This is a genomic window from Halopseudomonas sp. L-58, assembly GCF_056859475.1.
Window position 1 is genome coordinate 1 of the sequence record NZ_JBSXON010000054.1, and the last position, 12,618, is coordinate 12,618.

A 12,618-nucleotide genomic window follows, 5' to 3' on the forward strand; every position below is an offset into this window, starting at 1 on the left:
CACCAAGGTGCGCTTTCGCGGCTTGGCCAAAAACACGGCGCAACTGGTGACACTGTTCGCTCTGTCGAACCTGTGGATGGCGCGCCGACATTTACTGGCGAATGCAGGAGAGGTGCGCCTGTAATGTGGAAAATGGCTGCCCCGAAGTGCTCGGGGCGGCTAAAAACACAGAAATAAGCGGGTGATCTGAGGGTGTTTGATCGATTTGCCGCTTTTAAAATCGGCAGGGGCTGAACTCAGCCAGAAATACACAACTACTTCAGACCATCCTTAGCTACTCACCCGATATTCCAGCCGCGCTATGGGTCTGGTTTTGTGCTCTTGCACTGGCCTGTCTGCTCGCCTGTGTGAGCTGGTGGCGAATGCCGGATGAGGGGCTTGTAACCTCCCGCGTACGTCGAATAAAGCGCTCTACTCTTCACGCGGCGGGGTTGTCCGGTATCTGGGGTGTGATGATCATCCTGTGGTTCCCAACCAGTGGTGGCTTGCAGCAGATGACCATCTCGACACTGGTAACAGGAATGATCGGCGCCGGCGGGTTTGTTCTCAGCCCGCTGCCACGTGCCAGCATCATCTATGTCGGCATATACACGCTGGCCTCCCTGATCGGCCTGCTGTTTACCGGTCAAACTCACTTCTTTGCTTTCGCCCTGCTGCTGTCACTCTACTCGCCGATGGTAGTCATCGGTGCGCTGCTGTCGTGGCGAAAATCAACCGACCTGATCAATGCTCAGCGCAAAGCTGCACGCCAGGGCGAAATGCTCTCGGTGCTGCTTCAGGACTTCGAGCTGGATGCCGGTGACGCGCTGTGGGAAACAGACGCCGATGGCATGCTCAACCACGTGTCGCCGCGGCTGACCGAACTGCTTGAACTGGCGCCCAATGAGCACCGGGAAAAACGCTTCGTGGAGCTGCTGAGTGATCGCTGCGCTGAGTTGAAGAAGCAAGGCACCGAACTGATTGAATGTCGCCAGAACTTCCGTGCACTGCCGCTCAGCTTGCAAGGTCGCCGCGGAGTGCGCCACCTGGCCTTGACGGGCAAAATTCTTCTGGATGATCAAGGTCGCTTTGTCGGACGGCGTGGCATCGTCAGCGACGTGACCGACAAGGTCAACAACGAACGCATGCTGCAAACCCTGGCCCACACCGACTCGCTGACCGGCCTGGCCAACCGCTTCAAGCTGCGCGACACCATCAGTGCACTGGTCAAGCGCGATCAGTCACTGGCCCTGCTGTCGGTCGACCTGGACCGTTTCAAGAGCATCAACGACAACCACGGCCACAGTACCGGCGACGCCCTGCTCCAGGTCATCGCCCGCCGCCTGCTCGGTTGCGCCGGCGAAAACATGCTGGTCGCCCGCCTCGGCGGCGATGAATTCGCCCTGGTGGTCTGGCAGTTTGAGAGCAGCACAGAGATCACCGCCCTGGCCCAGAAGCTGATCAGCAACCTCAGTAACCCTATCACCGTCGCTGAGCGAGAGTTTCGCGTTGGCGCCAGCATCGGTATCAGCGTGCGTCCGCCGGGCGGTCCTCATCTGGATGATCTGATGGTGCAATCGGATATGGCTCTCTACACAGCAAAGTCTGCGGGCAGGGGCTGCTGGTCGCTCTACTCCGAAGAAATGGGCGAGCGCAGCCGGCGCAGACTGGCCATTGAAGAGGGTTTGCGACACGCCATTGAGCGGGGACAGATTCAGGTTCACTGGCAACCAAAGGTTGATCTCGCGAATTGGGAGATTGTCGGCGCCGAGGCACTGATTCGCTGGAGCCATCCCGAGCTGGGCAGAGTCGGACCGGACGAGTTCATTCCCATTGCCGAACAGTGCGGTCTGATTGACGGTCTGGGCCAGTGGGTACTTGAGGAGGCTTGCCGGGCTGCAGTCAATGAGCTGCAAGGGCTGACCATTTCAGTCAATGTCTCGGCGATGCAGGTACAGTTCGGGCATTTTCTTGAGGGCCTCAAGACCCTGCTGCAACGCTACCAGCTCGCCCCGCAGCGGCTTGAACTGGAGCTCACCGAGTCGGTGATTCTCGATGACCCGGATCAGGCGCTGGCCACGCTCCACGCCATCCGTGAGACCGGCGTAAGACTGGCACTGGACGATTTCGGTACTGGCTACTCGTCTTTGTCGTACTTGCGCTGCTTTCCGTTCGACACCCTGAAGATCGACCGCTCATTCATTACCGAATTGCTGACCCGACAGGATGCCCAGGCCATCGTGCGGATGGTTACTGAGCTGGCCATTACCCTCGGCAAGCGCACGGTCTGCGAAGGCGTTGAAACCGCCGAGCAGCTCAATGCTATCTGCGCCACCGGCTGCAACGAGGTACAAGGCTATCTGATATCCGCGCCGGTGCCACTCTCGGCATTCCCGCGCAGCCTGCCCGAGCGCCCCTGCACCATCACGGCGACGGCCAGCGAGCTGCAAAGCTGACGCCGCCCCGCCTTGAGATGGCAGGTATAGCTTGCAGGCTCGGTCGAACGAGGGTTCTCACCGAGAGCTCGCCGGATAAACAAAAAGCACCCAGCTAGTCGGAGAACTGTGCCTTCTGAGACTTCGTCAGGGATTATTCGGCGCTGCGCGCCTCACCCCTCTTCGAGGGGCCGCCGTCGCTGCGCTCCGGCGTTCCTCGCCTGCGTTGCAGGCTCGGTCGAACGAGGGTTCTCACCGAGAGCTCACCGGATAAACAAAAACGCCCAGCTGAGCTGGGCGTTTTGTTTATTGGCGGAGAGTCAGGGATTCGAACCCTGGGTACGGTTACCCGTACAACGGATTTCGAATCCGTCCCATTCGACCACTCTGGCAACTCTCCAAGTCGGCGCGCATCTTACCAGCATTCGCGGTCAGGACGGAAGCCTTACGGCAGCGGTACGCCCAGGCGATGCGCAACTTCTTCGTAGGCTTCGATCACGCCGCCAAGGCCCTGGCGGAAGCGGTCCTTGTCCATCTTCTTGCGGGTTTCCTTGTCCCACAGGCGGCAGCCGTCCGGGCTGAACTCATCACCCAGGACGATTTCGCCCTTGAACAGGCCGAATTCCAGTTTGAAGTCGACCAGCAGCAGGCCGGCAGCGTCAAACAAGCCCTTGAGGATGTCGTTGATCTTCAGGGTCAGTTCCTGCATGCGCGCCAACTGTTCGGCGGTCGCCCAGCCGAAGGTGACAACGTGCGACTGGTTGATGAAGGGGTCGCCCTTGGCGTCGTCTTTCAGGAACAGTTCGAAGGTCGGCGGCGTCAGCGCCATGCCCTCTTCCACACCCAGGCGCTTCACCAGGCTGCCGGCGGCGAAGTTACGCACGACGCACTCGACCGGGATCATGTCGAGCTTCTTGACCAGGCACTCGTTGTCAGACAGCAGTGCGTCAAACTGGGTCGGAATACCCGCTTCTTCCAGCTTCTGCATAATGAACGCGTTGAAGCGGTTGTTGACCATGCCCTTGCGATCAAGCTGTTCGATCTTCTTCCCATCAAAGGCGGAGGTGTCGTTGCGGAACAACAGGACCAGGCGATCCGGGTCATCGGTGGTGTACACCGACTTGGCTTTACCACGATAGAGTTCGTTACGTTTTTCCATTATCGGCTCCCGCTGTCCGCAACATGGTGATGGGTGTTACTCGATGGTCTGCCAGGGCAGCCCTTGATTCTGATGTGCCATAAGCAGGTTGCCGGACCAACCGGTCAGGGCTTCCTGCATGGCGGCCAGAGCGAGCTCGGGCCGATTGTTCTTTTCGCTGATATGGGCCACGGCAATATGCTGCAATCGCTCGCGGCCGCCGGCAATGCGCACAAAGCCGGCCGCCTGCTGATTGCTCAGGTGGCCCAGATCACCGCCTACACGCGCTTTCAGGAAGGCCGGATAGGGGCCGACCGACAGCATGTGCGGATCATAGTTGGCTTCGAGAAAAAGCGCATCCAGATCGGCGTAATGTTCAACGATCCAGGGGGTGATGGTGCCAGTATCGGTCAGCACGCCGAAGCGCCGCCGGCCGTCGTCGAAGATGTACTGACAGGGTTCACGCGCATCGTGGGGCACGGCCACCGGGGTAATCTCCAGATCGCCAATCTCGAAGCGCCCGTGCAGATCGACCCAGCGCAGATCCAGGCCCTCTTCGCGCAGCTCAAAGCCGGTACCGGGGGTAAGGTATACCGGCAAGCCATAGCGGCGTGCCAGCTTGCCGACGCCCTGAATATGATCGCTGTGCTCGTGGGTGACAACAATGGCGCTCAGTTGGTCGCCCCTCAGACCGGCCTCAGCCAGGCGCTGCTCGGTGGCCCGCAGACTGAAACCGCAATCCACCAGCACCCGAGTGGCACCCTGTTCAATCAGGGTACCGTTACCACGACTGCCACTACCGAGGGAGCAATAGCGCACCGCCGTTGGACCCCTCGTTCAAGCCGCGCTGAATACGCTCCAACAGGTCACGCGCGCGTGCCGAATCTGCCGCTTTTTCAATGCCCGCATCGACACTGACTTCAATCCGGTTGGAGGATGGAGTCAGGCGCACCTGCAGCTGATTCTCGTCAGCTACCTGTTGCTCGGCTTCATCGTCACCACCAAACCAGCGGGCGAAGAAGCCCGGCTCTTCCTTCTCGGAGCGGGTCCGATCCAGGTCGACATAGTAGACACCGGAGCTGCGATTGTAGTCGGTCACAAGCACATCGGCGCGAGCCAGAGCCTCGCCAACGTCGGCCCAGGCGCGGTTAAAGTCGGCGCTGATGTACAGGATGCTGTTGCCCGCGCCGTCCTGCTCGAGGCTGTTCTCAACCGGACCACTGTTGATGATGCTCGAGACCAGAGCACTGCCGCCAGCGCTCACGCTCTGGTTGAGATAGGTTTCCAGCTCGGCCAGCAGACCACGCTCGAAGTTGGGGTTATCGGAACGCGCCGGCCACTGGCTGTCACTGTCGCCAATATCCCGGTTCTGGTGGATCACCTTGATCTCGCTGGCGCCGGCGTTGACGCCCGGCTCCAGGCGAACACGGAAGCGTTGCTCCTCACCTTCGACACGACGGCCTTCCTCAAGCAGCGGCATCAGGCGGCGCACCAGCGGATTACCGGCAGCCTCGCCGAAGTTGACCCACTCGGTGGAGAACTCGCTGAGCGCAGCGTCCTGCTCGGCCATGGGCACCCGGTAATCGGACCAGAAGCGGGCCAGCAGCGGCCAGACTTCGTTGGCAGGCAGCTGAGCCACCAGCCAGCGTGAGCTGCCCTGCTGCTGCAGTGCAAAGGCCGAGCTGTCGGCGCTGGCCAGCATCGGGCGTGGGCGCGGCGTTTCAAAACCGTCCTCTCCGGCCGGTGCAGCCGTCACCTGGCCCGGCACCGGCAGCAGATCGCCAATGGAGCGCGTTTGCAGATCTGCCGGGATAGTCATCCGCGGTGCGACCTCGGCCTGCTGATAGTCACTGCCACGATCACGGAAAAATCCGTTATCGCCCATCAGATACCCACAGCCACTCAGGCTGGCCAATACCCCCAGAGTCAGTGCACTCAGCACAGGCTTCATAAACGTTTCCTTGGTCAACAGGTCTTCCCGGTTAGATTACAGCATCCCGCATTGGCGCAGAGCGCCGTGCACGGCGTCATGGCAGCGAGCACTGAGCGGCGTCAGAGGCAAACGAATGCCATCGGCGATCAGGCCCATTTCCATCAACGCCCACTTGACCGGAATCGGATTGGATTCGATAAACAGTGCCTTGTGCAACGGCATCAAGGCTTCATTGAGACGACGGGCAGTCTGCTCGTCGCCGCGCAGGGCAGCAGCGCATAATTCATGCATCTGTTGCGGTGCGACGTTGGCAGTAACCGAAATGTTGCCCTTGCCGCCCATCAGAATGAGCTCTACGGCAGTTGCGTCGTCGCCCGAGTAGACCGCCATACGACCATCGACCCGCTCAATCACCTCACGGGCGCGCTGCAGGTCACCGGTCGCTTCCTTGATGCCCACGATATTACTGATGGCAGACAGGCGCTCGACGGTTTCCGGCAACATGTCACAGGCCGTTCGACTGGGCACATTGTAGAGAATCTGCGGGATAGCCACGGTTTCGGCGATATGCTTGTGATGCAGGTACAGGCCTTCCTGGGTCGGCTTGTTGTAGTAGGGCGTCACCAGCAATGCGGCATCAGCGCCCACACTGCGTGCGGCTTCGGTCAGCTCGACGGCTTCGCGCGTAGAGTTGGCACCGGTACCGGCGATCACGGGAATGCGGCCGGCCACCTGCTGTACCACCCGACGAATGGCTTCCTTGTGCTCGGCCATATCGAGGGTTGCAGACTCGCCGGAGGTACCGACTGCAACGATGCCATCGGTGCCCTTCTCCAGGTGGAAGTCGATGAGACGCTCCAGTGCCTGCCAATCGAGGCCCCCGCCGGAATCCATGGGTGTTACCAGCGCCACCAGACTACCCGAGATCATGCAACTCTCCACTTGAAACAATAAACGGCAATGGTACTTTCGCGCTGCGGCCAGTACAAGGGAAGCGCTGATTAAATACGCAGGCTTGCGACGGATCGACAGCCCTCTGGACACAGGGCATCAACCCAATCGGCGGCGGCAGTTGAACCGCTCCCGACAGGCTGTGACAATAGACCCTTGCTTTGCGCCCGCCAGACGGGCGATGCCCTTTTTTCAGCCCGAGGAACCCAATGTCCAGCACCCCGAGTCACCGCGAGCAATATCTGGTCGTTCATGTCATGGGCCAGGAAACCACATCGCTTGCCAGCCTGCTGACTCGCCTGTGCACCGAGCACCGCTGCCAGATAGTCAGCAGCCGGATGAGTCGCCATGGCTCCTGCGCCGTTCTGCTGCTTCAGCTCAGCGGCAATTGGGATGCGCTGGCACGCCTGGAGTCGCTGCTGCCGGCGCTGGCCAAGCGTGAGCACTTCCAGTTGTCCATGAGCCGCAGCCACAGCATCGACGAGCGCCCCCAGGCACTGCCGTACAACGTATTCGTAACGGCGGCCCAGCGTCCCGAGCTGGTCGGTGAACTTTGCCGTTTCTTTCAGCACCTGAACATCGACATCGAGGAGCTGCACAGCTTCACCTATCTGGCCCAGCACACCGGCACCGCGATGCTGAACCTGACGCTGACCATCGCCATTCCGGTGCAGACCCAGCTAAGCTGGCTGCGGGAGCAGTTTCTGGACTTCTGTGACGAACTCAACCTGGATGCCGTGATCGAACCCTGGCGTCCGCTTCACTGACTAGCTGACGAGGTTTTCATGCACGTTGAACTGAACAAGCCCGTACCGGATTTCAGCGCCCAGGCCACTGGCGAGCAGACCGTGACACCGGCAAGCCTGGCCGGCAAGAACGTTGTGATCTATTTCTACCCCAAGGACAACACCCCCGGCTGCACCACCGAGGGCCAGGACTTTCGTGACGCCCATGCCGAGTTTGCAGCGGCCAACACCGTCATTTACGGGGTATCCAAGGACAGCCTGCGCACCCATGCCAACTTCAAGGCCAAGCATGAGTTCCCATTCGAGCTGATCAGCGACCCGGACGAGGCGCTATGCCGCCTGTTCGACGTAATCAAGCTGAAGAAGCTGTACGGCAAGGAATACGAGGGAATCGAGCGCAGCACCTTCCTGATCGACGCCCAGGGCGTGTTGCGTCAGGAATGGCGCAAGGTGAAGGTACCCGGCCACGTGGCCGAGGTGCTGGCCGCCGTCCGCACCCTCGGCTGATCGTCAGGTACTCGTTCGCTGCCTCAGGCCTGCTCGGTCCGAGGCAGCTCTTCTGACTTGATGTCATGGGCGGCTTCAATGCCGCGTGGCCAGGCGTAGAGCACGGCCTTGAACAGGGTCGCCAGCGGGATCGCAAAGAATACCCCCCAGAACCCCCACAAACCGCCGAAGATCAGCACAGCGGCGATAATTGCCACCGGATGCAGGTTGACCGCTTCGGAGAACAGAATGGGCACCAGTACGTTGCCGTCCAGTGCCTGAATCACGCCGTAAACGATCATCAGCATCATGAACTCGTTACCGAGCCCCCACTGGAACAGACCAATCACGGCAACCGGGATGGTTACCACCGTAGCGCCGATATACGGCACCAGCACCGACAGGCCCACCAGCACCGCCAGCAACGCCGCGTAGTTGACGCCGAGGATCGCAAACGAGATATAGGTCACCGCCCCGACGATCAGAATCTCGACTGCCTTGCCGCGAATGTAGTTGGCAATCTGCTGGTTCATCTCGGTCCAGACGACGCGCATCAGCCGGCGCTCGCGCGGCAGATGACTCACGGCCCAATCGGTTATGGTCTGGCTGTCCTTGAGGAAGAAGAACACCAGGATAGGTACCAGCACCAGATAAACCAGCACCGTAACGATGACCGGCAGGCTCGCCAGTGACTGCGACAACGCCCACTGACCAAACGAGCCCACCTCGCCGTTGATCGAGGCCATCAGGCGCTCAATCTGCGCGGCGGAAATGAACGACGGATACTCCTCAGGCAGATGCAGAAGCTGATCACGCCAGGAGGCGATCATTCCCGGCAGCTCGTTGAACAGATTCAGCATCTGCTTCCAGACCAGTGGCACCAGCACGCCGAACAGCGCCGCCAACGCGCCGAGAAACAGCAGAAACACAATCCAGACTGCCAGGCCGTGCGGCAGCCAGCGCTGCAGCCGCGATACCAGCCCCTGCAGCAGATAGGCGAGCACCACACCGGTCAGCAACGGCGCCAGCTTGTCACCGAAACTGATAACAATGGCAAACCCCAGCGCCAGCACAACCGCCAGCACAACCGCCTCTTCATCGGAGAAATAGCGCTGAACCCAGCCTCGAAAAACTTTTAGCATCGGAACCTAATCTGCTTTACGCAACCAATAGTGAAATTCGCCGTCCAATACCCGGGACTCAAGCAATGCATGTCCGGACAGCTCCGCGAAGCGTTGAATATCCCGCTGGGACCCCGCATCAGTGGCAACCACATGCAGCGTCTGGCCTGCTACCATGCCGTTCAACGATTGCTTTGCCTTGAGCAAGGGCAGCGGACAAGACAGACCGCGGGCGTCCAGCTCGACGTCGATGGGTAGATGGGTGTTTTCAACAGACATGCAGGGACTCCACAGCGAGTGGGCCACAGTATAGCCTTGACGGCTCTCACTCCGACAACTGCCAGCACGGGTACGCACCAAAAATGATGCAAAAAAGGATGTCCAGCCGACCGCTCGTCCGGGCCATGATGCTTGCAGTGTCAATGACCCTGCCCGGCATTGCCCTGCCCGCCGGCGACGAGTTCAACCTGCCGTCGCTTGGCGACACCAGCTCGTCCATCATGTCACGTCAGCAGGAGTACCAGCTCGGCCGGACCTGGCTGACCATGCTCAGGGGCGCAGTTCCGACGCTGGATGATCCGCAACTGAAAAGCTTTGTCGAAGACCTGACCCGTGGTCTGGCGGAAACCAGCCAGCTGAGCGACCGCCGCCTGGCCTTTGTGCTGATTGACAGCCCGCAACTGAACGCCTTTGCCGCGCCTGGCGGTGTGGTGGGCGTCAACGGCGGCCTGTTTCTGCATGCCCGCAGCGAAGCCGAGTTTGCCTCGGTCCTGGCCCACGAACTGGCGCACCTGTCGCAGCGCCACTTCGCCCGCGGCCTCGAGCAGCAACAGCGCATGCAAGTACCCTTCATGACCGCCATGCTCGCCAGCATTGTGCTGGCCGCCGCCGGCGGCGGGGACGCTGGTTTTGCCGCTCTGGCAACCACCCAGGCCGCCGCCATCCAGGAACAGCGCCGCTTCTCGCGCCAGAATGAACAGGAAGCCGACCGCATCGGCATTCTCAATCTGGAAAAGGCAGGCTACGACCCCAGAGCAATGCCGGACATGTTCGAGCGTCTCGCCCAGCTCAGCCGCTACGACACCACACCGCCCGAGTTCCTGCTGACCCACCCGGTCAGCCAGTCGCGCATGGCCGATACCCGCAACCGCGCCGAACAGATGGCGGGCAGCGGCCGTACGGATTCACTCAACTTCCAGATGATGCGTGCCCGGGTTCAGCTGAAGTACGAGCAAAGCCCGGGGCTCTCTGCCAAGCGCTTCCGCGCCCTGCTGGACGATAACGGCGGCGAGCATGCAGCGGCGCGCTATGGCCTGGCGCTGGCACTCAGCCGCGGCGGCGAGCACGGCGAAGCCACAAGCACCCTCGCCCCGCTGCTCGAAGCGACACCGGATGACCTGACGATCAACCTCGCCCAGATTGAGATCGACACCAATGCGGGCAGACTGGCGCAGGCACTGGAGCGCAACCGTCGGTTGCAGCAACGTTATCCTGACAACTTCCCGCTGGCCTTTTCCGAAGCCGACCTGCTGATGAAACAGCAGCAGTATGCCGCGGCCGAACGCGCGATCAATAGACTCGCCAATCAGCGCGAGAGCGATCCGGACGTATGGTACCTGGCGGCAGAAATACGCGGCCTGGCCGGCAATATCCTGGGCGTGCATCTGGCCCGCGCCGAGTACTTCAAGCAGACCGGCGACCTGCAGCAGGCCGGCCAGCAACTTGACCTGGCGTTGCAACGAGCGGGGGGCAACTTTGTTGTCAGCTCACGCATCAAGGAGCAGCAGAACGAGCTGCAGCGTCAGCGTGAGCTGATCGAATCACTGTAGGAGAAGGCAACGCCCGCCGCATAATGCGGCGGGCGAGCAGTCAGGCATTACCCTTGGCGGCCAGACTGGCCTGGCGGGTAAAGTCGAGCATGCGATCCAGCGGGCGCACCGCACGCGGAATCAGCTCGGGATCAACCAGAATCTCATCAGTACCCTGCTCCAGGCTGGCGAGCACCCGCGGCAGAGTGTTCATCGCCATCCACGGGCAGTGCGCGCAGCTGCGACAGGTTGCGCCGTTGCCCGCCGTTGGCGCTTCAATCAACAGCCTGTCCGGCGCAGCCTGCTGCATCTTGTAGAAGATGCCGCGATCGGTCGCAACGATAAAGGTCGGATTGGGCAGATCACGCGTCGCCTGAATCAACTGACTGGTCGAACCAACCACATCGGCCATCTCGACAACCGATTGCGGAGATTCCGGGTGCACCAGCACGGCTGCGTCGGGATAGACCTTGCGCAGATCCTCCAGCGCCTTGGCCTTGAACTCCTCGTGAACGATACAGGAGCCCTGCCACAGCAGCATGTCTGCACCGGTTTCACGCTGAATGTAGTTACCCAAGTGCTGATCGGGTGCCCAAAGGATCTTTTCACCCTTGTCCATCAGGTGCTCGACGATCGGCAGCGCACAGCTGGACGTCACTACCCAGTCAGCACGCGCCTTTACCGCAGCCGACGTATTGGCATAGACCACCACGGTGCGGTCCGGATGCTGATCACAGAACGCGGAAAACTCGTCTATCTGACATCCCAGATCGAGCGAGCAGGTCGCCTCCAGCGTCGGCATCAGAACGCGCTTTTCCGGGCTCAGAATCTTGGCCGTCTCACCCATGAAACGAACACCGGCAACAATCAGCGTGGTAGCCGGGTGATCACGACCAAACCGGGCCATTTCAAGCGAGTCGGAGACGCAGCCACCGGTCTCCTCGGCCAACTCCTGCAACAGGGGGTCGGTGTAGTAGTGGGCAACCAGAACGGCGTTCTGTGCCTTCAGCGCTGCTGCAATACGGGCCTTGTAGTCTGCCTTCTCTGCATCGCTAAGCGGAGCAGGCGCCTTGGCATCCAGGTGGGCCTGAACGAGCAGACGCTCGGGAATCTGGGACATGGTTTGTATCCATCAGGAGAACAACGGAGGGCGGCATTGTAGCACGGCTGCCGAAACTGCCCAGCGGCGCCGAATCGCACGAAGGCGAACGCCTGGGCCGGAGCCAGGGTAGAAAATACAATAAGGGGATCACATCCAGGGAAGGATCCAGAGTGGTGGGTCGTGTAGGATTCGAACCTACGACCAATTGGTTAAAAGCCAACTGCTCTACCAACTGAGCTAACGACCCCTGCTGGACGCGCGCTATATTACTGATTTATCAGAGGAACTCAAGACTTTTTTCGCATCCAGTGAAAAAAGATCAGCTGTAGCGAGTCGGGTCGGCCAGGCCGGCTGCCCTGAACCCTTCCGCCCTCAGCCGGCAACTGTCGCAGCGCCCGCACGCCCTGCCCTGATCATCGGCCTGATAGCAAGACACCGTCTTACTGTAATCCACTCCGAGGGCCGCGCCAGCCTGCACGATCTCTGCCTTGCTCATGTGCTGCAAAGGTGCACGAATATGAAAGCCTTCACCCTCAATGCCTGCACGGGTGGCCAGATTTGCAAGGCGTTCGAACGCCTCGATAAACTCCGGCCGGCAATCGGGATAGCCCGAGTAATCGACTGCGTTGACGCCGATAAAAATCTCCCGCGCCCCCAATACCTCGGCCCAGCCCAGCGCAAGCGACAGGAACAGCGTGTTGCGTGCCGGCACGTAGGCCACCGGAATACCGTCCTGCGGCCCTTCGGGCACGGCGATGCTGTCATCGGTCAGCGCCGAACTGAACCGCCCCGGGTTTCGCGGAGGCTTCAACTCCTGAGAAGATGAAGCCATGAACAAGACAAACAAGTTTTCCCCTGAAGTCCGTGAACGAGCCGTGCGGATGGTGCAAGAGCATCGCGGCGACTATCCCTCGCTGTG

The 12,618-nt window shown here is 60.7% G+C and carries 11 protein-coding genes, 2 tRNA genes and 2 pseudogenes; 5 read left to right on the top strand and 10 right to left on the bottom strand.

All coding sequences use genetic code 11. The annotated features are described in order from the left end of the window. Together AC13EY_RS07890 and AC13EY_RS07895 are read left to right on the top strand one after the other, a co-directional pair. Positions 1-124: pseudogene (locus tag AC13EY_RS07890) on the top strand (IS5/IS1182 family transposase); the annotation flags it as partial. Positions 125-431: 307 nt separating this feature from the next. Further along, complete coding sequence (locus tag AC13EY_RS07895; RefSeq protein ID WP_482875969.1) at positions 432-2,435, top strand: putative bifunctional diguanylate cyclase/phosphodiesterase; 2,004 nt, start codon at positions 432-434, stop codon at positions 2,433-2,435. 289 nt (positions 2,436-2,724) lie between these two features. Here AC13EY_RS07895 and AC13EY_RS07900 read toward each other — a convergent pair. From AC13EY_RS07900 to dapA, 5 genes are all read right to left on the bottom strand, one after another. After that, positions 2,725-2,814 (bottom strand) — tRNA-Ser (locus AC13EY_RS07900). Positions 2,815-2,859: 45 nt separating this feature from the next. Further along, positions 2,860-3,573 (bottom strand): phosphoribosylaminoimidazolesuccinocarboxamide synthase, encoded by a 714-nt coding sequence (gene purC, locus AC13EY_RS07905; RefSeq protein ID WP_088275506.1) that lies wholly within the window; start codon positions 3,571-3,573, stop codon positions 2,860-2,862. A gap of 36 nt (positions 3,574-3,609) precedes the next feature. Then, positions 3,610-4,371 (bottom strand): MBL fold metallo-hydrolase, encoded by a 762-nt coding sequence (locus AC13EY_RS07910; RefSeq protein WP_228246379.1) that lies wholly within the window; start codon positions 4,369-4,371, stop codon positions 3,610-3,612. Further along, the gene (bamC, locus tag AC13EY_RS07915) at positions 4,349-5,503 is read right to left on the bottom strand and encodes an outer membrane protein assembly factor BamC (protein WP_335598996.1); all 1,155 of its coding nucleotides are present in this window, start codon (positions 5,501-5,503) and stop codon (positions 4,349-4,351) included. Before bamC ends, AC13EY_RS07910 begins: the two co-directional genes overlap by 23 nt. Positions 5,504-5,539: 36 nt before the next feature. Then, positions 5,540-6,415 (bottom strand): 4-hydroxy-tetrahydrodipicolinate synthase, encoded by an 876-nt coding sequence (gene dapA, locus AC13EY_RS07920; RefSeq protein WP_088275512.1) that lies wholly within the window; start codon positions 6,413-6,415, stop codon positions 5,540-5,542. A gap of 230 nt (positions 6,416-6,645) precedes the next feature. Here dapA and AC13EY_RS07925 point away from each other — a divergent pair, with 230 nt between their 5' ends. Next, positions 6,646-7,203 (top strand): glycine cleavage system transcriptional repressor, encoded by a 558-nt coding sequence (locus tag AC13EY_RS07925; protein ID WP_088275514.1) that lies wholly within the window; start codon positions 6,646-6,648, stop codon positions 7,201-7,203. Positions 7,204-7,221: 18 nt separating this feature from the next. After that, positions 7,222-7,689, top strand: a complete 468-nt coding sequence (locus AC13EY_RS07930; protein ID WP_269687787.1) for a peroxiredoxin — start codon at positions 7,222-7,224, stop codon at positions 7,687-7,689. A gap of 23 nt (positions 7,690-7,712) precedes the next feature. On the opposite strand, the gene AC13EY_RS07935 is transcribed toward AC13EY_RS07930, so the two are convergent. Continuing rightward, positions 7,713-8,810, bottom strand: coding sequence for an AI-2E family transporter (locus tag AC13EY_RS07935; protein ID WP_088275518.1), 1,098 nt, complete (start codon positions 8,808-8,810; stop codon positions 7,713-7,715). Between the two features lie 6 nt (positions 8,811-8,816). Further along, positions 8,817-9,068, bottom strand: a complete 252-nt coding sequence (locus tag AC13EY_RS07940) for a sulfurtransferase TusA family protein (protein ID WP_088275520.1) — start codon at positions 9,066-9,068, stop codon at positions 8,817-8,819. A 128-nt stretch (positions 9,069-9,196) separates the two neighbouring features. Between AC13EY_RS07940 and AC13EY_RS07945 the strand changes: the two genes are divergently transcribed. Then, on the top strand, positions 9,197-10,618 hold the full coding sequence (locus tag AC13EY_RS07945) for a M48 family metalloprotease (RefSeq protein WP_269688734.1): 1,422 nt from the start codon (positions 9,197-9,199) through the stop codon (positions 10,616-10,618). A gap of 40 nt (positions 10,619-10,658) precedes the next feature. Here AC13EY_RS07945 and nadA read toward each other — a convergent pair whose 3' ends face one another. The 3 genes and pseudogenes from nadA to AC13EY_RS07960 form a co-directional block, all read right to left on the bottom strand. Then, positions 10,659-11,717 carry a quinolinate synthase NadA gene (gene nadA / locus AC13EY_RS07950; protein WP_088275524.1) on the bottom strand — a complete coding sequence of 353 codons (1,059 nt, stop codon included), beginning with the start codon at positions 11,715-11,717 and terminating at the stop codon, positions 10,659-10,661. A 153-nt stretch (positions 11,718-11,870) separates the two neighbouring features. After that, positions 11,871-11,946, bottom strand: a tRNA-Lys gene (locus tag AC13EY_RS07955). Between the two features lie 72 nt (positions 11,947-12,018). After that, positions 12,019-12,477: pseudogene (locus AC13EY_RS07960) on the bottom strand (7-cyano-7-deazaguanine synthase); the annotation flags it as partial. Between the last annotated feature and the right edge of the window lie 141 nt (positions 12,478-12,618).

What these genes read in the sequence shown, in the direction of transcription:
- purC (WP_088275506.1), bottom strand. Translation starts at nt 3,573, where the DNA reads ATGGAAAAACGTAACGAACTCTATCGTGGTAAAGCCAAGTCGGTGTAC.
- bamC (WP_335598996.1), bottom strand. Translation starts at nt 5,503, where the DNA reads ATGAAGCCTGTGCTGAGTGCACTGACTCTGGGGGTATTGGCCAGCCTG.
- dapA (WP_088275512.1), bottom strand. Translation starts at nt 6,415, where the DNA reads ATGATCTCGGGTAGTCTGGTGGCGCTGGTAACACCCATGGATTCCGGC.
- AC13EY_RS07925 (WP_088275514.1), top strand. Translation starts at nt 6,646, where the DNA reads ATGTCCAGCACCCCGAGTCACCGCGAGCAATATCTGGTCGTTCATGTC.
- AC13EY_RS07930 (WP_269687787.1), top strand. Translation starts at nt 7,222, where the DNA reads ATGCACGTTGAACTGAACAAGCCCGTACCGGATTTCAGCGCCCAGGCC.
- AC13EY_RS07935 (WP_088275518.1), bottom strand. Translation starts at nt 8,810, where the DNA reads ATGCTAAAAGTTTTTCGAGGCTGGGTTCAGCGCTATTTCTCCGATGAA.
- AC13EY_RS07940 (WP_088275520.1), bottom strand. Translation starts at nt 9,068, where the DNA reads ATGTCTGTTGAAAACACCCATCTACCCATCGACGTCGAGCTGGACGCC.
- AC13EY_RS07945 (WP_269688734.1), top strand. Translation starts at nt 9,197, where the DNA reads ATGCTTGCAGTGTCAATGACCCTGCCCGGCATTGCCCTGCCCGCCGGC.
- nadA (WP_088275524.1), bottom strand. Translation starts at nt 11,717, where the DNA reads ATGTCCCAGATTCCCGAGCGTCTGCTCGTTCAGGCCCACCTGGATGCC.